Below are 25,338 nucleotides of genomic sequence, written 5' to 3' on the forward strand. Positions count from 1 at the left end.
TGAATATGACCCAACTTTAAAACAGCGAGTCATAAATGCTATTAAAGAAGGTGGTTTAGCTGCTTTTGAGAAAGCGATTGATAACCCCGCAGGCGCTTTTATTGTAGGAGCTATCAAAGGTTGGCAGGAAGTAGAAACTTAGTAATTATCCCACCCATTTATTTAACCTAGTATCAACAATCGCTACTGCTGTAAATATTTTTCATAACCGAGTTCTTCTAGTTTGGCTTGCTTAGCGAGTACTGATTCAGATAAAGTTTGGCGATATTGTTGGACTTTTGCCAGCAATTGTGGTTGTGCTGTGGCGAGTATTTGTACTGCTAAAAGTCCAGCATTTTTGGCATTACCGATGGCCACTGTTGCTACGGGAATACCAGCAGGCATTTGTACTATTGAATACAAAGAATCCAAACCTTGCAAGTTACGGGTAGCTACAGGAACACCGATGACAGGAAGAGGAGTTAAAGAAGCTACCATTCCAGGTAGATGAGCCGCACCACCAGCACCAGCAATAATTACTTTAATACCGCGTTGGTGTGCGAGTTTAGCATATTCCACCATACGTTCTGGGGTACGATGAGCCGAAACTATCGCCACTTCAGTTTCAACACCAAATTCCTCACAAACTGCGATCGCATCTTTCATGGTGGGCAAATCAGAATCACTGCCCATGATAATACCTACTAAAGGAGTCATAGAATTAGTCATTAGTTGTTGGGCATGGGGCATGGGGCATTGGGCATGGGGCATTGGGAGTGTTGACTGTTGACTGAGGAATTATTCTCCTTGTCCCCTTGTCTCCCTTGTCTCTCCGAAGTTCTGATGCCTGCGGCAACCCCTTCGGTGTACACCGGAAGCCGGCGCTCAGACTTCTCTCCTCATCTCCCCAGTCCCTTTTACAATCAGATTTAGCTATATTCTCGCGGATGTGATGACTCAAGCAATACAAAGTGCCCTAAAAATTATCAATGCTAGAGTGCCCACTTACAAAGATTTGCAAATGCTCTTGATTAATCAACAGGGAATAATTGAGCAAATCTTACCAATGAATACTTCAGAGGCGCACAGCTCTACGCCCCTACTAAATGTAGCAGGTGATTGGATTTCTGTTGGCGGCGTTGATTTACAAATTAACGGTGCTTTGGGATTGGCATTTCCTGATTTGAAGAATGAAAACGCTCATCTGTTGGAAAAAATAACGCAATATTTGTGGAATGTAGGAGTAGATGGATTTTTACCAACACTTGTCACAACTTCGGTGGAAAATATTCAGCGATCGCTTGCAGTCATCGCTAATTTTATTGAAAAATCCAGTTTGGGGGCAAAGTCATCCGCCAAAATTCTCGGAGTACATCTAGAAGGGCCATTTTTGAATTTCCAGAAACGTGGCGCACACCCACAAGAGTATCTCTTACCCCTCACCATTGAAGAGGTAAAGCGGGTTTTGGGAGATTATGCCTCTTTTGTCAAAGTTATCACCTTAGCACCGGAATTAGATCCTAGTGGTGAAGTTATTCCATATTTGCGTTCTTTGGGAATTACCGTTAGTTTAGGACATTCCCAGGCGACGGCAACGGAAGCGCAACGTGCCTTTGAACTAGGCGCAACGATGGTAACCCACGCCTTTAATGCTATGCCACCACTACATCATCGCCAACCTGGGTTACTAGGGGCAGCAATTACTCATCCTAATGTTATGTGTGGTTTTATTGCCGATGGAGAGCATGTTTCACCCATTATGCTGCAAATTTTACTGCGCGCCAGCGATGGAGAAAAAGGGCTGTTTCTGGTGAGCGATGCCCTTGCACCTCTGGGATTACCCGATGGGGTATATCCTTGGGACAGCCGACAAATTGAAGTCAAAAATGGTACAGCACGACTACCAGACGGCACATTATCAGGAACGACTTTACCGTTATTAGTGGGAGTCGAGAATTTGTTAAAGTGGGGAATTTGCGATGTAGAAAGTGCGATTTTATTAGCTACCAATGCACCTAGAAAAGCAATTGGTTTACCAGGAATTGCCCCGGCTCAAACCGCCAATTTATTACGCTGGCATTGGGACGAACAAACAAAGAAACTATCTTGGCAACGATTATCAAAATAAACCATGTAATGGGGGCGAACAAATCTTCGCCCCCATTAATATGTTGACGGTTAACAGTCAACCGTCAACCGTCAACAATCAACAAAAATGCCCAACACTTTAGTAATGAGTGCCGGTTTTACGATGGTTGATGGCAGTTACAGCATCAGGTTTGAGCAACTTACCTTCATCTACAGTTGCATATACAACCCAGTGGTCGCCGCATTCCATACGTTGGTTAACTGAGCATTCCAAATATGCCAAAGCGTCGGTAAGAACAGTACAGCCGTTATCTGCAACTGCTGTGCTAAAGTTGGCAAATCGGTCTTCTCCAGGGGCAAAAGATTTACGGAAATGCTTTATGTAATCTTGATGATTGCCTTCAGGTAGAATATTTAAGGCAAATTTACCACCAGAATACATTAAAGATTCCATTGCTCGATCTTTGGCGATCGCTACAGTAATTCCAGGTGGATTAAAGGTAGCTTGAGAAACCCAAGCGCCTAGCATCCCAGTAGATACTTCTCCTTGCTTTGCTGTCAGCACGCAAACGGAACCAACAATTCGACCCACAGCTTGTTCCACTGGAGTTGCAGCTTGTTGGGGTACGCGCACTTTTTTCGCCTTTCTCAAGGCTTGGGCAAAATCTGTACCTACTTCTTCACAGAATTTGAGAGTCACATCATCAGGCTTAAATTTCACCTTCAGAGTCTCAAATCCCAAACGATATCCAGCATCCCGGAGTTTACCTTCAATTAAATCGAATGCTTCGCCACTCCAGCCGTAGGAACCAAACACCCCAGCCAGTTTGCTGTTGTCACCACTCGATAACACAATACCTAAAGCAGTATGAATGGGAGTTGGTGCATGACCGCCGATGGTGGGAGAACCGATGATAAAACCATCTGACTCTTGTAAGTTAATGCGAATTTCATCAGGGGTGGCAAATTCGCAGTTAATTGATTTCACCGCCACTCCGCCTTTGGTCAGTCCCAGGGCGATGGCTTGTGCTAAAGTCGCTGTGTTTCCGTAAGCCGAAGCATAAAGTAAAGCCACGGAAATTTCGCGATCGTTTTGAGAACGACTCCATTCTCCATAAGCTTTAGTCAGCTGGATTAAGCCGGTGCGTACTATTGGCCCGTGACCCACAGCATACATTCTCACTTGCAAGTCTGATATTTTCTCCAAAGCCGCTTGCACGTGACGAGCTTGGGGAGCCATCAGACAGTTAAAGTAATAACGCTGGTCTTCTTTAAGGGCCTCAGGATTATCGTCAAAGGCTTCATCTCCACAGATATGAGTTGCAAACAACTTATCTGTGTAGAGAATTTGAGTTTGTTGGTCGTAGGTACAAAGTCCTTCCGGCCAGCGCGGACTAGGAATAGGAAGGAATTTTAAAACATGACCTTTGCCCAAATCCAGAGTTTCTTTCCCCCGCATCACCAAGACTTGCAAATCCCGGTCTAAGAAAGCAGCACGCAAATTGTTAGCACCAGGAAGAGAACAAACAAAAGTTACCTGTGGTGCTAATTCTAAAATTGCTTTGAGGGTTGCAACTCGATTGGGATTAAAATGACCTAAGATTACGTAATCTAAACGTGTCAAATCTAAAGTTTGCCGCAATGCCTCTAAATAAATTTCCGTAAAGCTTTCTGGCGGTGGATCGATGAGTGCGGTTTTATCAGCTTCAATTAAATAGCAATTGGAGGTAGTACCTCTTTCAAGTGCGTATTCAATTTCAAACCGCAGACGTGACCAACTACGTGCCCTGAGAGCCTTACTATTTGTAGCAATTGGTAAAACTTGTACGTCGCGTGGCTTGGAATTGATCATAGTTGTTAAATGTGGGAATTGGGAATTGGGAATTGGGCATTGGGGGAGATGAGGGAGATGGTAACGCCAAAGGGCAAAGGGCAAGGGGGAAAGGGGAAGGGGCAAAGGGGAAAGGAAAGATCCCTCCTTGTCTTCTCTTACAAAGTTTGGATCAAAGGAGACTTTTGCTCCAACTTTGCGCCTTTCCCCTTTTCCCTTTTCCCTACCCGGAGGGTTTTGCCCTATTCCCTAGTAATAATTTCCAACTTTGCGATGACGAACGGCTGTCAATGCATCGGCTTTGGAAACACGACCGTCTTGGACGGTGCAGTATACAATCCAGTGGTCGCTGCACTCCATACTGCTCTGGACTTCACATTCCATGTATGCTAAGGCATCGGTGAGAATTGGAGAGCCGTTTTTGGCGGTTTGAGTTTTCACTCCGGCAAATCTGTCAGCACCAGGATGCAAGCGTTTGAGGAAGTGCTTTTTAAGTTCTTGATAGTTGCCTTCTTCCAACACGTTGAGGACGAAGCGATCGCCTACTTGCATTAACGAATCAATGGCCCGGTCTTTAGCAACGGCAATTGTGAATCCTAATGGTTGCAAGCTTGCTTGCGATACCCAGGAGGCTAGCATGGCGCTGCTAACGTCACCTTTTTTGGCGGTGACGATGTATAGTCCGTTGCTAATCCGACCCAGGGCTTTTTCCAGGTTCACATCGATGGATTTGATTTGCTTGATGTTGCGATCGCGCACCAGCAATTGACCCAAGTCTGTACCAGCTTCTTCACACAGTTGGAATGTGGATGCGGTGGGAGCTTCTCTAATGCGAATGGCCGGGAAGGCTTCTTTGACACCCAGGTCGATGAATTTTCTCCGCAGTGTATCAATGGGTTCATCATCTCCGCCATAGCATTCAAATAGCCCAACCACTTGCTTGTTGCGAATTACGGCTAATAGGGAACTGATGCTAGCTTGGGCGGCGGCGCTGGTGCTTGGTGGCATACCAATAATGATGCCAGAGGCTCTACCAGCTAGCTCTTGAATTTCTTGGCTTTGGGCTGTACTCAGATCTAAGACTTCTACCCCAACTCCTGTTTTCTGAATTCCCTCGGCAATTGCATGACCAAGGCGTTCAGCATGTCCATAATCTGAAACAAAGAATAAGCCAACTGTTGTTTCTGCTTTAGCTTGTCTTTGGCTCCAAGTTTCGTAACATCCAGTGAGAACGTCTAGATGGTGATACAGTAATGGGCCGTGACCGTTGGCGATAATATTAATTTTCCCCAATTCACCCATTCTCTTCATGGCATTCAGCAGAGAACGAGCGTTAGGCCCCATCAAGCAGTCGTAGTAAAATCTAAAGTCAGCTTCGATGGCTTCTAAATCTTCGTCAAAGGTGCGATTGTCACAAAAGTGCATCCCAAAGGCATCACAGGTATAGATGATTTGGGTTTTGCGGTCGTAGCTAAAGATTGTGTCCGGCCAGTGCAGATTAGGCGCACTCACGAATTCAATTTCGTGTCCTTTGCCAATATCTATGCGATCGCCACTTTTAACAATCCGTTTGGAAAATGGATCGTGTACTAAACCTTCCAAAAATTGTAATGCAACTTTAGAAGCCAAAACAGTGGCTCTCGGCGCTAACTGAAGCACATCTTCCACCAAGCCGCTATGATCTGGCTCTGTGTGACTAACAATTATGTAATCTATTGTCTTGGGATTAACAAGACTTTTTAAGGTGTCTAAATACAGCTGGCGAAACTTCTGGTGAGAAGTATCAATTAAAACTGTTTGTTCGCCCCTAATGAGATATGAATTGTAGGTTGTACCATTTTGCAGTCCGAATTCGATATCGAAGCGATCGCGATCCCAATCAAGAGAGCGAATCGCCGTTGTATTAGGGGCAATTTCTACAGTTTGTATAGTTAGCCGATGTTGAACGTTCTCTGCGATCGCTACCATTATCCGTCTCCGAGCGCAAATTTTTAGATTTCTTCTGCCCCCATTATCTCTATTAATTTTTTTGAAAGTTGTAATAAATATCAGTTTTTGCAATTTTTAACTTGTATTAATTATTGCTATTTTTTAGCATTTTTTTTAACTCAAAAAATCTACTAAATACTAATTTATATCTTCTTATTTACTGAGTATCTGTTTTTGCTAATTCTCAAATAACTGATAGTTATAAAATATCATGTGCATCATATTTTTGAAAGATAATAATCGAAAATTATCCCAGATATCCAAAATTTAAATGAATCTAAAATTTATTTATATGATTAAATTTGAGGTTACTCTAAGATAAATTTAGAATCCTCTTGTTTCTGAATTTAATCGACTATTAAACTTATAAATTGCGCGCTCGCTTATTAAATTCATTGACTATTGACGATGAATTTTTAATACTCAGCAATATACAGTGGATTCAATACTGCTTGCTTTGTGCATTTTCAACTCTGAATTTGGTTTTGGGAAAAGGTGAGCCAGCGCGGTCTTGGGGGTTTCCCCCATGAGCGACTGGCGTTAGCGTCAGCGTTAGCGACGAAGGAGCGTCACCCCGAAGGGGTTAAAGGGTAAAGGTTTTTTCTTTCCACTTTTCCCCAAAACCCGACAAGTATTGATAGTGGATTACATTGCTTAAGAGGGTTGTAGCAACTGTCACTCAACACCTAACATCAAAGCAGATGTAAGTTAAATATGTAATGGCTTAACTAAATAAAAAAGTAAGAAAAGTAAGAAAAGTAAGAAAAGTAAGAAAAATTGTGAGAGATTTTTGATAATCATCACCTAGTAAGGAAACAGCAGTATTTTTTTCAATGGATATTACATATTTTGTTTTCTCAAGGGAAAATATTGATACTAGAATGTAAAAATTATGTAAACTAGAGGAAGCAAGTATCTTTTCGGAGATAATCAAAACTAATTACCTCAAACCAGTAGAATAAAAAACTGAGACTATAGATTCATTTTTCTGTTCATCCATCTAATTCTCAAATGGCAGCAAAATTTTTTTAAAGTTTCGATAAAATACCTGTAAGAATACAAAGGATTGAAAAAGACTAATGATACATTTTTATAGGATTGACATTGGGTATTAATCAAGATAAAACCAAAAAAATGGCTTTATAGCTATTAGTTACGGTATCTGATTATGCAAAAAATATACTTATACAGGTGGAGGCTCTATTGTTAAAGATGCCTAATTTTCCCTGTGAATTTACGATTTTTAAAATGTTCTGAAGCCGAGAGGTTGTGTGTAGAAGCCATCAAAATAGACTACGGTAGCATTAATACTTATTTTTGAATTTATATGTATTATTTGCATGTGTGCCGTCTCAATTGAAAGGTCTGATATAGATGTAAAAATGCCAAATATTGACTGTGCCAATTTTAGATTTTAGATTGCTGATTTTAGATTTTTTTAGTTTATGCCCCGTCCCTAGTGGTCGCAACAAATCCAAAATCAAAAATTTAAAATCCTCAAACCCTGCACCCTAGTGGCCGGGGTCAATCCAAAATCCAAAATCCAAAATTCTTTGACTGTGTGAAAGGTTCTTGTTTATGGGATGCCGATTGAAAGTTTTTCTCACTGAAGAAGAAAAGCAGACTTTAGAAGAGTTAAGAAAAGCTAAAGATATTCCTCAACGTACAAAGGATCGTGCCCAAGTTTTATTATTGAATGCTCGTGGCTTAAAAAATGAGGAAATTGCTAAAGGCTTGAACTGGGCGATTTCAACAGTACGCCAAACCCTCCATCGCTGGAAAAAGTCGGGGTTAGCAGGCTTATGGGATGCACCTGGACGAGGAGGAAAACCCCGATATTCGGAATCAGATTTGATTTATCTAGAAAACTGCTTAACTCATGAAGCAAAGGCTTATAATTCTAAAGAGTTAGCACAAAAACTCGCATCTGAGCGTCAAGTAAATTTAAGTGCAGATCGGCTACGGCGGGTACTGAAAAAAAGGCAAAGAAAGTTTGACAATTTACCCGTACCACTCCAGAAGTAGAATAATTAAAGCGTTGACTGTTGACGGTTCACAATTAACAGTCAACAGTAAACAGTCTTCTATTAAATATTTTTTACTTGGAAATCCTTGAATGAAAAAGGTTTGAGGTGTTTACGTCTGTTTCCTCTTTTTTGAGTCACGTAAAAAACTGACTTATAACTGAGTTTTTGAGGAACGCAGAAAACAAACTGTATAATCTGAGCATCTTGCCGTTCAAAAACCTAGCTATGGCACGATCGGTTACAGTTCGCAAAGATTGTATTGAAAAAGTCAAGTTGGCTGTAAAACGTTATGGTTTTTCACGCCAAAAAGATTTAGCCGAGGAGTTAAAATGTTCCCTAGCGACAGTTAGTAACTTCCTCAACGGTAAACCTGTTGATTTTTGGTATTTTCAAGAAATTTGTCTCAAATTGGGACAAGATTGGCAAGCGATCGCAGTTCTTGACTACGACGACAGCAACAGTAAAACTAAAATTCAAGAGCCGTTTGTCTGTGAGGCGGAATCTGACTTTGTTTATGTAGAACGTCCTCCCATTGAATCTCTTTGTTATGAAATCCTTTTGCGACCGGGTGCTTTATTGCGGATTAAAGCACCTGGTTTGATGGGTAAGACATCTTTAATGGCTAAGGTTTTGCAAAAATTAGCAAAGCGAGGATATCGAACCGTCCCGTTAAACCTTCATTATGCAGAGTTAGAAGACTTTAGCAGTCTGAATAAATTTTTGAAGTGGTTTTGTATCAGTGTTGGTCAAACTCTACAAATGCCAAACAAACTTGCTGATTATTGGGATGAGCAATTCTCTACCAGCAAGGTAGACTGCAAGATATATTTTGAAAAATATTTACTGGCAAAAACAGAAAGTCCTTTGGTGTTATGGTTGGATGAAGTGGAGCGGGTTTTTCCACATCAAACAGTGGCTACGGAATTTTTAGGACTTTTGCGAGCTTGGCACGAAGAAGCAAAAATTCGTCCTATTTGGCAAAGACTGAGATTGGTGGTCGCTCACTCTACAGAAGCTTATATTCCGCTGAAAATTAATGAATCACCATTTAATGTTGGAGAATCAATAGAGTTACCAAAATTTACCCCGGAACAAGTACAGAATTTAGCTCAACAGCAGGGCTTTTCTTGGGATTTGACTGAAGTTAATCTGTTGATGGATATGATAGGCGGACATCCATATTTAGTGCAACAGATTTTCTTTCATTTGAAAAACAATCAGAGTATTAGCCTGGAAGAAATTTTGCAAACTGCTTGTACAGAAGCGGGAATTTATGGCTCTCATTTGCGGCGATATTGGTGGGAGATTCAACAGCATTCAGAATTAGTGACAGCACTAAAAACAATTGTTGCAGCAAATACAAGTGTACGAATAGAACCAATGCAGGCATATAAATTGCACAGCATGGGACTAATAAATTTATTAAAAAATGAGGTAACAATTAGCTGTAAATTGTATCAAGAATATTTCGGCGATCGCCTTTTTGATTAGACTGAGTTTGCAGTTCAACAAATAAAGTTAATAAATAACAAGCTTTTGTAATTGCTTGCTCTATTTAGATAAGTAAATAAAATTTTTAAGTTGAATATATGGATGCAGAAGCTAATTTAATTTATCAAGTGGGGGGTAGTTTACCTGCTGATGCTCCTAGCTATGTGCGCCGTCAAGCAGATGATGAACTGTATCATGCTCTCAAAGCAAGGGAGTTTTGTTGCATATTAAATTGCCGCCAGATGGGCAAGTCAAGTTTGCGCGTACAAATCATGCAAAAGCTACTCAAGGAAGGTATTGCTTGTGCTGCTATTGATATTACAGCGATCGGTACTCAAGAAGTAACCCCAAAGCAGTGGTATGGAGGCTTAATTAGAAGTCTTGTCAATAGTTTTGAAATATCAGAAAATTTTCACTTGCAGACCTGGTGGCAAGAGCGTGAATTACTTTCTCCAGTCCAGTGTTTGGTAGAATTTATTGAACAAGTGCTGCTCAAGCAAATTTCTCATGAGATAGTGATTTTTATTGATGAAATTGATAGTCTCTTTAGTTTAAAATTCAATGATGACTTTTTTGCAGTTATCAGAGGTTTTTATAACAAGCGAAGTGAGAATCCAGATTATAAGCGATTGACATTTGTATTGTTAGGTGTGGCGACACCTTCAGATTTAATTAGTGACAAAAATCGCACGCCATTTAATATTGGTCGAGCAATTGAACTCACAGGCTTTGAGTTAGATGAAGCAGCAAATTTAGCTAACGGTTTAACTAAGGTAGGAAATTTCCCAGCTTTATTAAAAGAAGTTTTAATTTGGACGGGTGGTCAACCATTTCTCACCCAAAAATTATGTAAGCTCATTGTGCAAAAGTCAAAAAGCTTGTTATTTAATCGTAGATGTACTGATGCCGAATGGGTCGAGACTATTGTACAAAATCATATTCTGACAAACTGGGAAGCCAATGATGAGCCAGAACATTTAAAGACAATTAGAAATCGCATTTTCAGTAACGAACAACATATTCGCCAGCTATTAGGACTATATCGCCAAATTCTACAATATGGTGAAATAGCAGTAGATAAAAGTCCAGAACAAATGCAATTGCAACTATCAGGACTAGTAGTGAAACGTCAAGGTAAATTAAAAGTTTATAACCGCATTTATAAATCAGTTTTTGACCGCAGTTGGGTTGACATGACATTAAGTAATCTGCGACCATATTCAAAAGCAATAACTGTTTGGTTAAATTCTAGTTGTCAGGACAAATCACAACTTTTACGCGGTAAAGCATTACAATATGCATGGCAATGGGCAAAAGATAAAAGTTTGAGCGTTCAAGATTATCAGTTTTTAACTGCTAGTCAAGAATTAAAAAAACTATCTCAGCAAAGATTTGTTGTAGGGTTATTAGCTAGCACAATATTTGTAAATAGCATCATTGTAGTATTTCAACAAGAGATTACTAATTTAATTTATTTATATAGCTCATCAGTAGCTTTAGCAGAACCAGAACGTTTGAGTAAAGGTGAGCGCACTTTTTTCCGTGATATAGATACGAATTTTGATATTCTCATTGGGAATGAGGCTTTTAAAAAAAAAGAGTATTCCAGAGCTATTGAATCCTTCAAAAAAGCTATAGGAGCTAATCGCAACGATCCAGAAGTCTGGATTTACTATAATAATGCACGTGCAAATCAACAAGGTAATCCTCTAACCTTAGCAGTTGTCATACCTGTAAATGCCAGAAAAGCAGTTGCTCAAGAAATATTAAGAGGAGTAGCACAAGCACAAAATAATTTTAACGAGAAACATATAAAAACAAATACTCCCTTATTACAGATTGTAATTGCCAATGATGACACTGAACCAATCCAAGCTGCAAAAATCGCCCGCAGCTTGATTAGAGATTCAAATGTTTTAGGGGTAATTGGACATTATAGTAGTAGTGCTAGTTTATCAGCATTACCAGAGTATGAAAAAGTTGGCTTAGCGATGATATCCCCCACTAGCAGTAGTAGCTATTTAAAAGGTAAAGTTTTTTTCAGGACAGTTACTATCGATAATTTACTTGTTGAACAGCTAGCCAAATATGCTGTAAGTAAGAATGTAAAACGAGCTATGATTTTCTATCAACCAGAAGAAACATACAGTAAAAGTCTAACAATGGCATTGGAAAATCTTTTGAAAGAAAAAAAAGTAATTATTCAAAAAGTAGATTTGACGGATCCTAAACTAGATATAAATGATAAAGCTTTAACTAATGAATTAAATCAAGCTGATGCACTTATTTTATTTCCCAATGTAGATATAATTCCTATCGCTATTCAAATTGCCCGTTTACGAAATAGTCAGACTAATATTCAAAACAAGTTGCTGCTGGTGTCACCTACTTTTTATAGCTCAGATACTTTAAAAGCAGGTGGAGCAGCTTTAAAAAATATGGTTGTACCTGTCCCCTGGTTTGCAGGTACACCAGACGCAAAAGAATTTGCAGAGAAAGCTATGGATATGTGGGGAGGGCAGGTAAGTTGGCGCACTGCTGGTACTTATAATGCGACTCAAGATTTCATTGAAGCTTTATCAGCGTCTAACACACCTTCTCGTTCAACTGTGTTGGAAAAACTTCAATCTATGAATATTCAAGGTAAAAAACCGGTACTTGTAAAAGTAGTTAAAAGTGAAAATTGTTCTAGAGGTATGGAATTTTGTTTTCAACTGGTTGATTCTGGGAAATGAGCGATCGCAACTACAGTAAACTAAAAATGCGATCGCTCAACATCTTCACTCTAATATTCTTTGGTTGGAGTAGGCGCTAAAAGTCCTGCCAAGCCACCTAAAGCACCCGTCCCAAGTCCAATGAGAATTTCAGGAATTTTCTTATCATTGGCTTGCAGCCAGACTGTACTGCCAATACAAGATACTAAAGTTAATGCCAATGCACCAACAACAATTCGGTAAATCCATCGGTCTGTTTGCAGAGGAGTTCCCACACAAGAAACTTGCTCTGATACTTCAGTAATTGACGATACTGCTGCGGTTTCTGAAACTTGGTTTGTTTTAATGCTATCTGATTCAATCCTGATAATAATGTTCTGTCTCATGGCGCAGGTTCCTCTCATTTTAGATTTGGAGTTATGAATTGATTCTTTTATTAGCTCAATTCCATGAATTAATTTAATTCCATTAAACCTGAACGCTGACTGAGATTAGAACTGAAAAATTTCAGCGACAAAAGACTTTTTACTGGCTTATTAATGACTTAAAATTTTTAGAGCAGATTTCAATTTAGAGATACATTGTTTAGTTGAGATAGATAACCAGAGAGCCTACGCTGAATTGTGTATTCTTCTTCAAGACAGCAAAAAACAAAATCCACCTTGATATCAAATTATCAGGTGGATTTGTTAGTTTTTATTTTAGTGGATCCGAGCAGAGTCGAACTGCTGTCCAAATTGGGTATTGACCCCCCGCTCATTCACAGGTTTAGCCTATCTGATCCTCAAGGCGGGAATCGTTCATTATCCCGAACGTAGGATGCTCTGGTTTAATCTTAGCCAGCAAGCCAACCAGAGAACGCTTGCTAGAGCATCCGTTGGGGTTTGTCCCTAGCCCTTAACGGAGTCGGACTAAAGACGCTCGAACCTATAAGAGGCGTTTTAGGCAGCTACTAGAGCTTCCCGACGAGCAAATTTTACGATGTTATTCGCATTTACTTTTGTTTTGAGCCTTTGATTTCCGAGAGATGACTCACTCTCGACCTGAATCACAGAGCAGCGTTCGCCAACCTGTCGAAACCGTGACGGACCCATGCGCTATACATATATTATAGTTTTCTGTCACCGAAATGTGTCGCCAGATGACAAAGAAATATTAAACTTCCATTAACCAAGCTTAACTGTCATGAGTCAAACTACAAGCAAAGTTAGCTAGCTCTGCAAGATTGCCAGATTAAGATAATAATCACTCTTTTGTTACTTTCAGCAGAGAATAATCTCGAAACCTGATTATAGCGATCGCATCCACATTAGTACAGCCTAGATTGAGTTTTATATATTACATTTATACTCTTCAGTATTTTCTCACGAAAGATTCCGGATTGCTGTAGCTCTTATTTGGCAATATTCATCAACAGACATCCTAAACCAATTAACCAGCCTATTCCTAAACCCATAAGAGAAGTCCCAGCTAGAATGAAAAATCTTTCCCATCTATTGAAAGATATCAATGATTCATCTGCAACTTTTAACAAAAACCAAGCCACAAGCAAAACAATCGCCCCAAATCCAGATGTAGCCGAAGCCACAAACAGAACCACAACCATACTCAAAACTATAGTCACAGCTTTGCTAGTGCCAAACAACGCCCAAGCTCCAGCCATTGCCAAAAATCCAGCCACAACCACAGCTTTTACAACAGATCCAACTATGTTCGCAGACAAATTTCCAGGCAAAGCTAAAGCTAAAGACCCAAACAAAGCCCAAGCCCCAGCCCAACCCAAAGCCACAAGACTAGCCCAAGCCACAGATCCAAACAAAGATAAAGCCCGAATTCCAGACAAAACCAAAGTTATAGACAAAGCTACTGTCACAGCTAAACTTCCGGATAAAGCTACAGCCAACGATCCAGACAAAGCCCAAGTGTAAGCTAAAAATAATCCTACGCTCCAAGCTATACCGCCAACCACAGCTACAATAACCATAGCTCCATACCCAACCACAGCCCAAGCAAAAGCTATAGGCCAAACCAAAGATCCAATAACAACAACGGATATAGCTAAAGCCAATGCTCCTGCCGAAGCCACAGTTTCAACCCCAGCCCAAGCCATAACCCCAAATACAGTCCCATAAAAAATCGAACAACTGTCAATATAACCCACACCTTCAGCTCCAACTAAACCCCAAGATTCAGCTTCAACCACAGCCCAAGCAAAAGCACCAGATAAAACCAAAGCCCAAGCACTAAGTGGAGCAGAAGATAAGTACAGAATAGTACCAAAACCAGAATAAGATAGCATAAACGCTATCATCCAACCCCAAAGAATTTGTCTTCTCTGCATGATGTAATTTCTACTTTATTAGACACTTTTCTAAACAAGACAAAGGGTTCGGTAAATAGTTAATTGATGACAAGAATTGAATATTTATATAGAGTTTTCCTACTAATCGAAGAAACACTTCTTTCCTTAAATTCCCATATCACAGCAACCTCAAAACTAAAAATAGCTAATCGCTAGTTTGAAAGTTACCAGTGATTAGCTATTAGTAATAGTTAACAATTGAGTTCTAAGTTAATGCCTCTGCACCACCCACAACCTCAAGCAGTTCTTGGGTAATTGCCGCTTGTCTGGCTTTGTTGTAAGACAGGGTGAGGGTGTTAATCAATTCACCAGCATTGTCACTGGCATTACTCATCGCCGTCATCCGGGCTGCTAGTTCGCTAGCTGCGGATTCTTGCAGCGCCCGTAATAGTTGGTTACTCAGATACAGGGGTAACAAAGAATCAAGAATCTGTAAGGGATCTTGCTCGAAAATCATGTCAGGAGCCAACGGCCGCACTTGCTTTGTGACTTTCTCGCGTTCGACTTGAAATTGGCCGCCACGGGTTGTCAAGCGGAAAATTTCATCATCTCCTGTTTCTAGACCTTGGGCATCTAAGGGTAACAGAGTTTGTACTACAGGACGAGAGCTAACCAAAGACACAAATCTGGTATAGATTAATTCAACCCGGTCTACTTCTTCTGAAAGGAACAACGAAAGTAGCTGGTCGGCAATTTGAGTAGCTTCGGCTGCGGTGGGAATTTGCTCTAAGCCGCTGTAGGTAGAATCAATGGGTTGATTGCGACGTTGAAAGTACTGTGTAGCTTTCCGGCCGACAATCACAAACTGATAATCTATACCTTCTGCCTTGAGTTCCTTGGCCCGGTTTTCGGCACGACGAATAACGTTAGTGTTGTAGCCACCGCACAGACCCCGATCGCCAGAGACAACTAAAAGCGCCACGGACTTAACTTGGCGTTTTTTCAACAGTGGTAAGTTTGCTTCTTCAAACCGCAGACGGGTTTGCAGACCATACAATACTTGTGCCAAGCGATCGGCAAAGGGGCGAGTTGCTAGCACTTGTTCTTGCGCCCGGCGTACTCTAGCCGCCGCAACTAGGCGCATGGCTTCTGTAATTTTTTTGGTGTTTTTGACCGACTGAATGCGATCGCGTATTGCTTTAAGATTGGCCATGTTCCGATTTTAGATTTTAGATTTTAGATTTTAGATTTGGAATTTCGGATTTTAGATTTAATCCTGAGTCAAAAATCCACCAATCCAAAATCCGATTTGAAATTTTAGATTAGGAATTCTGGATTTTAGATTTAATCCAAAATCCAAAATCCAAAATCCAAAATTGTTACGCTGTTGCTTTGAAGGTCTTTTTGTATTCGGTGAGTGCTTCCTTCAAAGCTGCTTCTTCATCGGCATCTAGTACTTTCTTGGTTTGTACTGCTTGGGCGTACTGGGGTTTACCTGTCTTTAAGTATTCCCGCAGACCTTGAGTGAAGGCAGTAACTTTTTCTACTGGTATGTCGTCTAAGTAACCGTTAATACCAGCATACAGAATTGCTACTTGCTCGTATACAGACAGAGGAGCGTTTTGGGGTTGCTTGAGCAATTCCCGCAGGCGTTGACCCCGTGCCAATTGGTCTTGGGTGGCTTTATCTAAGTCAGAAGCAAATTGCGCGAAGGCTTGCAAATCGTCAAATTGCGCCAGTTCCAGTTTAATTTTACCGGCAACTTTTTTCATTGCCTTGGTTTGAGCCGCAGAACCTACGCGGGATACGGAAATACCAGGGTTTACAGCAGGACGGATACCAGCGTTGAACAAGTCAGAAGACAAGAATATCTGACCGTCTGTAATGGAAATTACATTGGTGGGGATGTATGCGGAAACGTCACCAGCTTGGGTTTCGATGATTGGTAGGGCGGTCATACTACCTTTACCTAATTCATCGCTGAGCTTGGCTGCCCGTTCTAGCAAGCGGGAGTGGATGTAGAATACATCACCAGGGTAAGCTTCCCGTCCTGGTGGACGACGCAACAGCAAGGACATTTGCCGATAGGCTTGGGCTTGCTTGGAGAGGTCATCGTAAACTACCAGGGTGGCTTTGCCTTTGTACATGAAGTACTCAGCGATGGTTGCACCTGTGTAGGGAGCTAGGTATTGTAAGGTGGCTGGGTCACTGGCATTAGCGGCAACGACGATGGTGTAATCAAGTGCGCCTTTTTCTTGCAGTGTTTGTACTACGTTAGCTACGGTGGAAGCTTTTTGACCAACTGCAACGTAGACACAGATTACATCTTCTTCTTTTTGGTTGATGATTGTGTCAATGGCGATCGCAGTTTTACCGGTTTGGCGGTCGCCAATAATCAATTCCCGTTGACCGCGACCAATGGGAATCATGGAGTCGATAGCTGTGATACCCGTTTGCATTGGTTCGTGTACGGAACGACGGGCAATGATACCGGGTGCTGGAGATTCAATCAAACGGGTTTCTGAGGACTTGATGTCTCCCTTACCATCAATGGGACGACCCAAAGCATCGACAACCCGACCAATTAAGGCTTCGCCCACGGGAATCTGAGCAATTCTACCAGTGGCGGTTACAGAGCTACCTTCTTGAATTTCCAGACCTTCACCCATTAGTACCGCGCCCACGTTGTCTTCTTCCAAGTTTTGGGCGATACCAACTGTACCGTCTTCAAATTCCAAAAGTTCTCCAGCCATAGCCTTTTCCAGACCATAGATCCGGGCAATACCGTCACCCACTTGCAGAACAGTACCGACGTTAGCAACTTTGACTTCTTGGTCGTATTGCTCGATTTGCTGTTGGATAATACTGCTGATTTCGTCTGGTCTAATTGATATGCTCATGTGTCTATCTATTTTGCTTTCGAGACTGAATTCAGTGCTGAGCGATGAGGGACGCGATATAATCGCGTACAAGAGTGCTTTGACAATTTTAGATTTTTAATTTTGGATTCAGGGAGAAATCTAAAATCTAAAATCTAAAATCCAAAATTCATTTCTAGCCACTAGTTAAGCGCAATGAAAGGCGGCGCAGCTGACCCCGGATACTGGCGTCAATAACTTGAGAGCCGACTTTAATAATCACACCACCAATTAATTCGCCGTCTACTTTGGTTTCCAGTTCGACTTGACGAGCATTAGTGATGGCAATCACTTTTTCTCTAATTGCTTGCTGTTGAGCTTCTGTGAGGGGAACGGCTGAAGTTACTTCCGCTAATACGGTTTGGTTCAGCTGCCGCAACAGCGCTAGATATTGCTGTAAAATCGGTTCCAAGAAGGCAATGCGCCGCTTATCTACCAGTACGAGCAAGAAATTGCGTAAGTAGGGATTACCGCCTTCACCAACTAGTTGTTTGATGAGAGATTTTTTGTTCTCAGGCTGAATAAATGGGTTGCCCAAGAAGCTTTGTAGCTCTTTGTTTGTTGAGAGCAGGCTTATAAGAGTCCGCGCATCTTCTCCGAACTCTTCTGTCAAATTTTTCGATTGTGCTATTGACAAAAGTGCCTGTGCATAAGGCTGAGCTATTTCGACGAATGCAACTTGACTTGTCATGCTCTGCCTCCCAATTGTGCGATGCTGCGGTCAATTAAACTTTGTTGAGCATCGTCAGCAATTCCACCTTTGAGTTGCGACTCGACTCTTTGTAATGCTAGTGTAGCTACCCTCTGCCGCAGTTGGGCGATCGCTCGCTCTTGTTCGGTGTTTAAGTCCGCTGCTGCTGTTTGTTTCAAGCGTTCTACATCTTGCTGAGCCTTCGCCAATAAAGCTTCTTTCGCTTTTTGGGCGTTTTCTTCGGCAGCTTTGCGGATGCGTTCTGCCTCTGCTTGAGCTTCAGTTAATTGCTTTTGCGCTTGGGATAGGGCGACCTTGGCCTCTTTTGAGCGCTCTTCTGCTTCCTGAATGGCGGTGGCAATATTGGATTGTCGCTCGTTCAGGATGTTGCTTAAAACTTTACGTCCGAAGTAGAATAATATGCCAACCAGAATCGCTAGATTGATCAGGTTGGTTTCTAATATGTCTAAATTTAGACCGAAACCACCTTCTGCTGCGCCTTCTGCCAATTCAGAGCCAACAGCGTTCGCTTCTGCGGCAAGTAATAAGAATGTGCCCATGATACCCATCTACAAGTGCGCTGCTTGCTGTACGTTCGTCTTTTCCCGTAGGGAAACTAAGTAAATAAATCCCGTAAGGGAATTAGGTAAATAAATCCTGAAGGGAAATCAAGTATCTTTCATCCCGAAGGAAAAAAGTGCCTTTTTTGACACTTAATTTAGCGCTCTGGAACTAATGCCCAGCTGCGCCTATGTTGACACAGGACTAGTCCTGTAAGCTTATCTAACTACAGGTTGTCCCAATAGTTTTTCTAGAATTTGTCTGCTGAGAGCATCAACTCGTTGCTCTAAGGTACGTAAAGCTTCCTGCTTTTGTTGTTCTATTTCAATAGCAGCTTGTTCTCGTTGAGACTGAGCTTCTTTTTGCGCCTCAGCGATTTTTTCAGCTGTAATTTTCTTAGCTTCTACCTGAGCTGCTTCTAGAATGGCTTGCGATTGTCTGCGAGCATCTGCGAGCTGCTGCTCGTATTCTGCGGCTAACCGAGAGGCTTTCGCCAAGCTTTCTTTTGCCTCAAGGGTATTCGTTCGGATGTAATTATCGCGATCGTCTAGTACCTTGGTGAGTGGCTTATAGAAAATTACATTCAACAAAGCTGCCAATAACAGGAACTGCAATGCCATGAAGGGCAAGGTAGCATCGAAATCAAACATTTCTCTCCTCTTTGGCTGGAGTAGCAATTTTCATGGCCTGCAAAATCATCCAACCTTTGATATTTTTTTTTACAGACCCATAGCCAAGAAGGGTCAAGGGATTTTGGATTTTAGATTTGCAATTTTGGATTAACACTAACCCAAGGCAAGGGTACGTTGTTCTGGAGATTGATGATTTAAGATTTGTGACACCAAGTAGCTTCAGGATATCTACCGGAAACTCTTAATAATCCAAAATCCAAAATCTAAAATCTAAAATTGGTAATCCCCAATACCTCATAGATTGTAGAGGCGTGATGGTTCACGTCTCCACACTCATAATTTGAGGTCTTATGCTGAGAAGGGGTTAGCAAACAGCAGCACCAGAGCAATTACCAGACCGTAAATGGTCAGGGATTCCATGAACGCCAAGGTTAATAGCAGAGTACCGCGAATTTTTCCTTCTGCTTCTGGTTGACGGGCAATACCTTCTACTGCTTGTCCAGCAGCATTACCTTGACCGATACCAGGACCTATTGCAGCTAAACCGATTGCTAGAGCAGCAGCTAGAACTGAAGCAGCAGAAACTAATGGATCCATTTTGATTTTCCTTGGTTGATTACAGAACTAACAAAAGTAACTTAACGATTAGAAACGTGGTTTCCACGCTGCACCGGGTTCTCACTAATCGCGTTTTGCGATGTTTTGAGCGCATACCGCTCTTGGAACTGTGCTATCAACTGAGAAGCTCAACATTTATCAGTTATCAATTGTCACTTGCGCCGCAAGCTTGATAACTGTTAACTGTTGACTGATTTAATGCTCCTCATGCTCTTCTCCGCCATGTCCCTCCATTGCCTCATGAATGTAGGCTCCGGCTAGGGTTGCAAAAACTAGGGCTTGAATGGCGCTAGTAAATAAACCCAGAGCCATTACAGGCAGAGGTATAAACAGAGGAACTAGCAGAACCAGCACCGCTACTACCAATTCGTCCGCCAATATATTGCCAAATAGACGGAAGCTTAGGGAGAGGGGCTTAGTAAAATCTTCTAGGATTGCGATGGGCAACAGCACGGGTGTTGGCTCTATATATTTCTTAAAGTAGCCCAAACCCCGCTTGCTAAAACCCGCGTAAAAATACGCTAAAGAGGTTAGCAGTGCCAATGCAACAGTCGTATTGATGTCATTGGTGGGAGCTGCCAATTCACCCGAAGGTAGCTTGATGAGCTTCCAGGGAATTAGCGCACCTGACCAGTTCGATACGAAAATAAACAAGAATAACGTACCAATAAATGGTACCCAAGGGCGATACTCTTTCTCACCAAGTTGGTTTTTTGCCAAATCTCGAATAAATTCCAGGGCATATTCCATCAAGTTTTGGATACCCTTGGGAATTCTTTGAGCATTGCGAGTAGCAGCTAGTGAAGCTACTACTAAAATGCTAATCACAAACCACGAGGTGAGAAAAACTTGCCCATGAATTTTAAGATTGCCCAACTGCCAGTAGAAATGATGACCTACTTCTAATTCGGCGAGGGGAAAAGAATTAAAGGCGTTTAAGACACTAAGCATTTGCATTCTTCAAGCATTTTCCCCAACGAGCGAGGATTGGGAGTATTGTCTTTAGTGAGCCTGATTTTTTAAGAATCAGGAATGAACGCAGTTTGCACCGTATAGACGAGGAGCGTGGCTTTGTAAGTTAGAAATCCCAAAAATATGGGCAAAATCTTAAGCTCATGCCATTGAGTTGCCAATACAAACACCCCAATAAACAGAGCAAAACGAGTTTTGCTCAAACGCTTTTTCTCACCACCGAGTCGCTCAACATCTTTAGCCAGCATTTTTAAGTAAACCACACCTGTACATGCTCCAATCAAATAATTGAGAGCAATGTTTAAGGAATAAAAAATCCACACAGAGATAAAAATAATCCCCGTCAAGACAAGTGTGATTACCAATAACTTTTGGTAAAGTTGATAGAACTCTCCCATTGAGTTATCTGATTCTGTTTCTGTGTTCTCAGAATCAGTTTTAGCATCTTGTCGTGTCATCGGAGTCGGTGCAATTGGTTCTTCTGACAAGCTCACGGGACTTGAAAGTAGTACAGCTAAATAGAATGACTGCACATTCAGTCAGCTGAATCATATCACGATCCGGTAACAATACTTTAGAAAAAAACAATTAACTTCTTACCAGTGTGAAAAACTAAACAAAGTCACGCTCTCTTATACAACAGAGCGTTTGATGAGCAGTTATCAGAAAATGTGGCAATAATCAAGAATTAATCCTTGAATAATTACCAATTTCTGCAAATTTTAGCTTTTTTTCAGTGAACGATCGCCCTCCAAGATTTTTGGATCGTCAGCATTTTGGTGTTGGAACTAAGTCGGTATTGAGGAGTAAAGGCGCTGATTGGAAAGCAGAACTTGTAAAATAGCGCCTTGTTCTTAGACTTTGTACCAGTGCTGGATTCGAGTACATTCTCACTTTTTAAGCGTGCAACATTCAGTTGATGGGGCACTTTTCTAATTTACATCAGATTTGCCAAAATTCGCGATTGGCCATCGCCCATCACCAAAAGTAAAAATGAGACTGTCATTAAGCAGGTGTCAATAAAATCAGCTGCTGTTGAATAAGCTTTCTCACCGCATCTAATTCCAGTTCCACACCTGCCAAAATCTCTGCCACAGTGGAATTAGCATCACATCTTTGCATAAATTCCAACTCTGGAACTGACAATTTCACAATCTGATAATCGTAATTAAAGAACGATTGACTGGGAAATCCCTCAAGACATGGATTCAGTTCCGGGATTGCTGCTAATAGGGCGTTATCGTCTGACCAGTCGGCTTTCACTAGTGGAGGACGACCGAGGAAAAATTCGTAATGACTGACTTCTGGATCTAGTAATTCTATCAGGCGATAACGTTGGCGATCGCTCAATCCTTGTGCCCGTTCTATCAACTCCGGCGCTTTCCCCAAAAGTCTCTCTAAATTCCAAAAACTCGGATTCGAGAACCCAATAAACTCCAACCCCGAAGCATCGATTAATTCAAACAACGTTTCAATGTTGTAGTCAATTTCCTGGGGATGAACATACATATCAGCAAAGTGTTCGTCCTTATGGTTTTCTAACGACCAACGCTGTTTTTCATACTTGACAATTCTATTGCTTTCTGGTAGGGAGTTAAATATCTTGCGTCCGACTTGGACACCATCGCGATAGTCGCCTTTTTTGTCACCTTGGAGAATAGCGATCGCTTTTTGCATGAGTTGAATTTCCCAACGTCCCAACTCACCATAGACAAAAATGTGCATCAAGCCGCCTGGGGCTAACTTTTTCGCCAAGGCTTGAATACCACCAATTGGGTCGGCGGTATGATGCAAAACACCAACGCAGTTAATTAAATCAAACTCACCCGGTAACTGTTGGGCATCAAATAAGCTGAGGTGACGAAACTCAACACGGGTAGCCCCAGAACGCTGACAACGTTCTTTGGCAATATCCAAAGCACCGCTACTGAGGTCAATTCCCACAACAGTAGCCTGAGGATTGAGGTGAACCAAGTACTCTGTACTTACACCTGTACCACAACCAGCATCTAAAATGCGGACATCTTGCTTTTGGGGTTTCTGACCAGTGCAGAAATTATAAGCGGCTAGCCAATTCCACCGCCAATTATACCCCGGAGGTGGTTCATCCAACAACGCTTCTGGCGGAAAGGGGTAGGTATTGTAGAGTTTGGCAACGGCAGCACTAACAGTTTGGGAATCCGACATGATGAGGAATAACGCAGCAGTTTTGAGTTTAGCGGATGGTGGATGATTAGGGCAAAGATTATTCTTGCTTATTTTCTATTACTTATCTAACAGCAAAATCAGTAAATTCGCGTTTATAAGGAGCGTGAAATCCTAATAAAATATCTTCTTTCGATACCCCAGCAGCGATTAATTCGTTAGCAATGCCGATTTCTGTACCATCTGTTTGCATCTAATTTTTTATGTTTGATATTTTATGTTAATTATAGCTGTTGAATTACCAATTTACATTTTTTAACTCAACAGTAAATATTTTTCGTTTAGAGAATCATTGTTTGATTTTCATAACTCAATCAGGGTTTATATATACCTCTTATGATTTACGACCAATCAGAGTTTGATTTACGCTGTGAATGGGGCGCACAAGGAGTTTTCCAACTTGCTTGTATCAGTGATGTGGTAATAATAGTTGATATTCTTTCTTTTTCTACTTGTGTAGAAATTGCCACTAACAATGGTGCGATAATTTTTCCCTATGCATATAAAGATGAATCAGTTATAGATTATGCCAAATCACTACAAGCAGAATTGGCAATTCATAGACAACGTTGGACAACAATTGGATATTCTCTTTCTCCAAAATCACTAGAAAAAATTCCAAATGGAACTAGACTAGTTTTGCCTTCGGCTAATGGTTCTTTTTTAACTTTACACACTGGAAACACACCAACTTTGACTGGCTGTTTACGAAATTGCCAAGCTGTAGCTGAGTTTGCTCAAAAGTATGGCGATAAAATTGCTGTGATTCCTGCTGGTGAGAGATGGAAAGATGATGGTAGTCTCCGACCTGCTTTTGAAGATTTGATTGGTGCTGGGGCAATTCTCAGCTATTTACGTGGTAGTTTATCGCCAGAAGCCGAAGCAGCCGTCGCAGCATTTCAAGCTTTCCGGCAAGATTTAGTAGGATACTTGAAAAAATGCAGTTCTGGTAAAGAATTGATAGAAAAAGGTTTTGAACCAGATGTTAAACTGGCGGCTGCATTTAATATTAGTGATTGCGTGCCTTTATTGACTGATAATGCCTATGTTAATTCTAGTTATAGAGTTAATTGAATAAGAATTCATAAGTCAGCAATTTTTTAGTAGAAGATTCAAATTTAACCAATAATTGAAAATTTGGTGAAAAAATGGCATCGTTGATTCATTCACTAGTAGGACTTACGCACGAGTCACGGAAGAACGTAGACGCGGAGCGGCTTGCCGTAGGCTACCACAGAGGCACAGAGTTCACGGAGAAATGAGAGTTTGAGAGATATTTTGCGTAAATCCTGACTAGTATTACTTACAGCGTTTTGCAGGTAAATGAAGTATACACACGGGTAGGGGCGAACGACCTTACCCTACGGGAAGGCAAAGCCTACGCCCTTACAATTATCTGTACCTCACAAAGTTGCAATCTGCTATAAATTCATTCTGAATTCTGAATTCTGATTTCTAAATATCACATTGATTAGTTTGACAATATTTCGCACTATCAATAAATTCTTGCAAGTTTCTTAACGGAATTATTTGCAATGATGACCCGCCTTGCACCTCAGCAGTGATGTAAGCAAACTTTTGCCCGCGATAATATAGGTCGCGACCAACTTTGGTAACGTAGCGAGACTTCTGAAAGTCATTAGCAATTTGAGAATTATAAATATTTTGTAACAATTTCAGGGTATTGGCACTTTTTGTAGTGAATTTGAGACCGCTACCACTAACTGTGATTCCTTCTTTTGTTACTGTCCCCTTTTCATCAGTGACATCGGCATAAAAGTACAGTTTTCCCTTTGTACCGTCATAGCCGTGGGCTTCGCTGTTGTATCTCAGAGTCGGTAGTTGAGGTCTGGTTTTTGCCCACTTAACAACGGTGCTGATGTTTTGGTCTGGAAGCGCATTTACAGGAGCGATACTCAGTATAACTGCCATAGCAGACGCACTAGCACTGAATAAATAGTTCAATTTAGAAAATTTAGTCATAGTATTTTCACATAGATAGTTATGGTATTAAAGCTCTAGCTTATTCAATTTAATGCTATTTTCATAACCGCGTCATCGAAGTAAAGTTAATTTTTTAGTAGCAAAATTAACTTTATATCGATAATAGTCGCTACCCATTGGTTTAGGGACTTGCTACTGTTACCAGCCCTTATCCACGAGAAACTGCGCCAATGGGTAGAAAATACCTTTGGGGAAATAGGGAACAGTGGGAAAACCTGCCCGAATATTAGCTTCAGAGCAACTAAATCTATTTATGATAAAGAGATCAAAAATTTGTTTTGAGCGGAAATTGTTACGAAAAACATGATGTCCTCAT

The 25,338-nt window shown here is 41.2% G+C and carries 21 protein-coding genes, 1 other RNA gene and 1 pseudogene; 5 read left to right on the forward strand and 18 right to left on the reverse strand.

Annotation, left to right across the window (positions count from 1 at the left end; translation table 11 throughout):
* Positions 1-183: 183 nt before the first annotated feature.
* The gene (purE, locus tag VF06_RS08330; RefSeq protein WP_099067877.1) at positions 184-696 is read right to left on the reverse strand and encodes a 5-(carboxyamino)imidazole ribonucleotide mutase; all 513 of its coding nucleotides are present in this window, start codon (positions 694-696) and stop codon (positions 184-186) included.
* 11 nt (positions 697-707) lie between these two features.
* Positions 708-851, reverse strand: a complete 144-nt coding sequence (locus VF06_RS39015) for a histidine kinase (protein WP_143861724.1) — start codon at positions 849-851, stop codon at positions 708-710.
* Between the two features lie 80 nt (positions 852-931).
* Between VF06_RS39015 and nagA the strand changes: the two genes are divergently transcribed.
* Entirely contained in the window at positions 932-2,107 is a 1,176-nt protein-coding gene (gene nagA, locus VF06_RS08335) for an N-acetylglucosamine-6-phosphate deacetylase (RefSeq protein ID WP_099067856.1), read from the forward strand.
* Positions 2,108-2,206: 99 nt separating this feature from the next.
* On the opposite strand, the gene VF06_RS08340 is transcribed toward nagA, so the two are convergent.
* Together VF06_RS08340 and VF06_RS08345 are read right to left on the reverse strand one after the other, a co-directional pair.
* On the reverse strand, positions 2,207-3,919 hold the full coding sequence (locus tag VF06_RS08340) for a diflavin flavoprotein (RefSeq protein WP_099067857.1): 1,713 nt from the start codon (positions 3,917-3,919) through the stop codon (positions 2,207-2,209).
* A 228-nt stretch (positions 3,920-4,147) separates the two neighbouring features.
* Complete coding sequence (locus VF06_RS08345) at positions 4,148-5,866, reverse strand: diflavin flavoprotein (RefSeq protein ID WP_099067858.1); 1,719 nt, start codon at positions 5,864-5,866, stop codon at positions 4,148-4,150.
* Between the two features lie 1,599 nt (positions 5,867-7,465).
* Between VF06_RS08345 and VF06_RS08350 the strand changes: the two genes are divergently transcribed.
* From VF06_RS08350 to VF06_RS40470, 3 genes are all read left to right on the forward strand, one after another.
* Positions 7,466-7,912, forward strand: a complete 447-nt coding sequence (locus VF06_RS08350; protein WP_099067859.1) for a helix-turn-helix domain-containing protein — start codon at positions 7,466-7,468, stop codon at positions 7,910-7,912.
* 227 nt (positions 7,913-8,139) lie between these two features.
* Positions 8,140-9,405 (forward strand): AAA-like domain-containing protein, encoded by a 1,266-nt coding sequence (locus VF06_RS08355; RefSeq protein WP_099067860.1) that lies wholly within the window; start codon positions 8,140-8,142, stop codon positions 9,403-9,405.
* Between the two features lie 98 nt (positions 9,406-9,503).
* Positions 9,504-12,140, forward strand: a complete 2,637-nt coding sequence (locus VF06_RS40470) for an AAA-like domain-containing protein (RefSeq protein ID WP_099073031.1) — start codon at positions 9,504-9,506, stop codon at positions 12,138-12,140.
* Between the two features lie 50 nt (positions 12,141-12,190).
* On the opposite strand, the gene VF06_RS08365 is transcribed toward VF06_RS40470, so the two are convergent.
* The 13 genes and pseudogenes from VF06_RS08365 to VF06_RS08425 form a co-directional block, all read right to left on the reverse strand.
* On the reverse strand, positions 12,191-12,505 hold the full coding sequence (locus VF06_RS08365) for a hypothetical protein (protein ID WP_099067861.1): 315 nt from the start codon (positions 12,503-12,505) through the stop codon (positions 12,191-12,193).
* A 316-nt stretch (positions 12,506-12,821) separates the two neighbouring features.
* Positions 12,822-13,211, reverse strand: a transfer-messenger RNA (tmRNA) gene (gene ssrA / locus VF06_RS08370).
* A gap of 301 nt (positions 13,212-13,512) precedes the next feature.
* Positions 13,513-14,460: a hypothetical protein gene (locus VF06_RS08375; RefSeq protein WP_143861723.1), complete on the reverse strand. Its 948-nt coding sequence runs from the start codon at positions 14,458-14,460 to the stop codon at positions 13,513-13,515.
* Positions 14,461-14,686: 226 nt separating this feature from the next.
* Positions 14,687-15,634 (reverse strand): F0F1 ATP synthase subunit gamma, encoded by a 948-nt coding sequence (locus VF06_RS08380; RefSeq protein ID WP_099067863.1) that lies wholly within the window; start codon positions 15,632-15,634, stop codon positions 14,687-14,689.
* A gap of 166 nt (positions 15,635-15,800) precedes the next feature.
* Positions 15,801-17,321 carry a F0F1 ATP synthase subunit alpha gene (gene atpA / locus VF06_RS08385; RefSeq protein WP_099067864.1) on the reverse strand — a complete coding sequence of 507 codons (1,521 nt, stop codon included), beginning with the start codon at positions 17,319-17,321 and terminating at the stop codon, positions 15,801-15,803.
* A 154-nt stretch (positions 17,322-17,475) separates the two neighbouring features.
* A complete protein-coding gene (gene atpH / locus VF06_RS08390) occupies positions 17,476-18,030 on the reverse strand; it encodes an ATP synthase F1 subunit delta (protein ID WP_099067865.1) in 555 nt (184 codons plus the stop codon).
* Positions 18,027-18,599: a F0F1 ATP synthase subunit B gene (locus VF06_RS08395; protein ID WP_099067866.1), complete on the reverse strand. Its 573-nt coding sequence runs from the start codon at positions 18,597-18,599 to the stop codon at positions 18,027-18,029. Before VF06_RS08395 ends, atpH begins: the two co-directional genes overlap by 4 nt.
* 210 nt (positions 18,600-18,809) lie before the next feature.
* The gene (locus VF06_RS08400) at positions 18,810-19,241 is read right to left on the reverse strand and encodes a F0F1 ATP synthase subunit B' (protein WP_099067867.1); all 432 of its coding nucleotides are present in this window, start codon (positions 19,239-19,241) and stop codon (positions 18,810-18,812) included.
* A gap of 330 nt (positions 19,242-19,571) precedes the next feature.
* Complete coding sequence (gene atpE, locus VF06_RS08405) at positions 19,572-19,820, reverse strand: ATP synthase F0 subunit C (RefSeq protein ID WP_019493624.1); 249 nt, start codon at positions 19,818-19,820, stop codon at positions 19,572-19,574.
* Positions 19,821-20,036: 216 nt separating this feature from the next.
* Complete coding sequence (gene atpB / locus VF06_RS08410; protein WP_180267275.1) at positions 20,037-20,798, reverse strand: F0F1 ATP synthase subunit A; 762 nt, start codon at positions 20,796-20,798, stop codon at positions 20,037-20,039.
* A gap of 62 nt (positions 20,799-20,860) precedes the next feature.
* Positions 20,861-21,307 carry an ATP synthase subunit I gene (locus tag VF06_RS08415; RefSeq protein WP_099067868.1) on the reverse strand — a complete coding sequence of 149 codons (447 nt, stop codon included), beginning with the start codon at positions 21,305-21,307 and terminating at the stop codon, positions 20,861-20,863.
* Positions 21,308-21,818: 511 nt separating this feature from the next.
* The gene (locus VF06_RS08420) at positions 21,819-23,000 is read right to left on the reverse strand and encodes a class I SAM-dependent methyltransferase (protein ID WP_099067869.1); all 1,182 of its coding nucleotides are present in this window, start codon (positions 22,998-23,000) and stop codon (positions 21,819-21,821) included.
* Positions 23,001-23,082: 82 nt separating this feature from the next.
* Positions 23,083-23,211: pseudogene (locus tag VF06_RS08425) on the reverse strand (element excision factor XisI family protein); the annotation flags it as partial.
* A 143-nt stretch (positions 23,212-23,354) separates the two neighbouring features.
* Between VF06_RS08425 and VF06_RS08430 the strand changes: the two are divergent.
* The gene (locus VF06_RS08430; protein ID WP_099067870.1) at positions 23,355-24,092 is read left to right on the forward strand and encodes a 2-phosphosulfolactate phosphatase; all 738 of its coding nucleotides are present in this window, start codon (positions 23,355-23,357) and stop codon (positions 24,090-24,092) included.
* A gap of 381 nt (positions 24,093-24,473) precedes the next feature.
* Here VF06_RS08430 and VF06_RS08435 read toward each other — a convergent pair whose 3' ends face one another.
* Positions 24,474-25,001 carry a hypothetical protein gene (locus VF06_RS08435; protein ID WP_099067871.1) on the reverse strand — a complete coding sequence of 176 codons (528 nt, stop codon included), beginning with the start codon at positions 24,999-25,001 and terminating at the stop codon, positions 24,474-24,476.
* Between the last annotated feature and the right edge of the window lie 337 nt (positions 25,002-25,338).

Origin of the sequence: Nostoc linckia z4 (assembly GCF_002608075.1) — a bacterium.
GTDB lineage: Bacteria > Cyanobacteriota > Cyanobacteriia > Cyanobacteriales > Nostocaceae > Nostoc > Nostoc linckia.

Excerpts from the sequence above, each read along its gene's own strand:
- purE (WP_099067877.1), bottom strand. The coding sequence starts at position 696 with ATGACTCCTTTAGTAGGTATTATCATGGGCAGTGATTCTGATTTGCCC.
- nagA (WP_099067856.1), top strand. The coding sequence starts at position 932 with ATGACTCAAGCAATACAAAGTGCCCTAAAAATTATCAATGCTAGAGTG.
- VF06_RS08340 (WP_099067857.1), bottom strand. The coding sequence starts at position 3,919 with ATGATCAATTCCAAGCCACGCGACGTACAAGTTTTACCAATTGCTACA.
- VF06_RS08345 (WP_099067858.1), bottom strand. The coding sequence starts at position 5,866 with ATGGTAGCGATCGCAGAGAACGTTCAACATCGGCTAACTATACAAACT.
- VF06_RS08350 (WP_099067859.1), top strand. The coding sequence starts at position 7,466 with ATGGGATGCCGATTGAAAGTTTTTCTCACTGAAGAAGAAAAGCAGACT.
- VF06_RS08355 (WP_099067860.1), top strand. The coding sequence starts at position 8,140 with ATGGCACGATCGGTTACAGTTCGCAAAGATTGTATTGAAAAAGTCAAG.
- VF06_RS40470 (WP_099073031.1), top strand. The coding sequence starts at position 9,504 with ATGGATGCAGAAGCTAATTTAATTTATCAAGTGGGGGGTAGTTTACCT.
- VF06_RS08365 (WP_099067861.1), bottom strand. The coding sequence starts at position 12,505 with ATGAGACAGAACATTATTATCAGGATTGAATCAGATAGCATTAAAACA.
- VF06_RS08375 (WP_143861723.1), bottom strand. The coding sequence starts at position 14,460 with ATGCAGAGAAGACAAATTCTTTGGGGTTGGATGATAGCGTTTATGCTA.
- VF06_RS08380 (WP_099067863.1), bottom strand. The coding sequence starts at position 15,634 with ATGGCCAATCTTAAAGCAATACGCGATCGCATTCAGTCGGTCAAAAAC.
- atpA (WP_099067864.1), bottom strand. The coding sequence starts at position 17,321 with ATGAGCATATCAATTAGACCAGACGAAATCAGCAGTATTATCCAACAG.
- atpH (WP_099067865.1), bottom strand. The coding sequence starts at position 18,030 with ATGACAAGTCAAGTTGCATTCGTCGAAATAGCTCAGCCTTATGCACAG.
- VF06_RS08395 (WP_099067866.1), bottom strand. The coding sequence starts at position 18,599 with ATGGGTATCATGGGCACATTCTTATTACTTGCCGCAGAAGCGAACGCT.
- VF06_RS08400 (WP_099067867.1), bottom strand. The coding sequence starts at position 19,241 with ATGTTTGATTTCGATGCTACCTTGCCCTTCATGGCATTGCAGTTCCTG.
- atpE (WP_019493624.1), bottom strand. The coding sequence starts at position 19,820 with ATGGATCCATTAGTTTCTGCTGCTTCAGTTCTAGCTGCTGCTCTAGCA.
- atpB (WP_180267275.1), bottom strand. The coding sequence starts at position 20,798 with ATGCAAATGCTTAGTGTCTTAAACGCCTTTAATTCTTTTCCCCTCGCC.
- VF06_RS08420 (WP_099067869.1), bottom strand. The coding sequence starts at position 23,000 with ATGTCGGATTCCCAAACTGTTAGTGCTGCCGTTGCCAAACTCTACAAT.
- VF06_RS08430 (WP_099067870.1), top strand. The coding sequence starts at position 23,355 with ATGATTTACGACCAATCAGAGTTTGATTTACGCTGTGAATGGGGCGCA.
- VF06_RS08435 (WP_099067871.1), bottom strand. The coding sequence starts at position 25,001 with ATGACTAAATTTTCTAAATTGAACTATTTATTCAGTGCTAGTGCGTCT.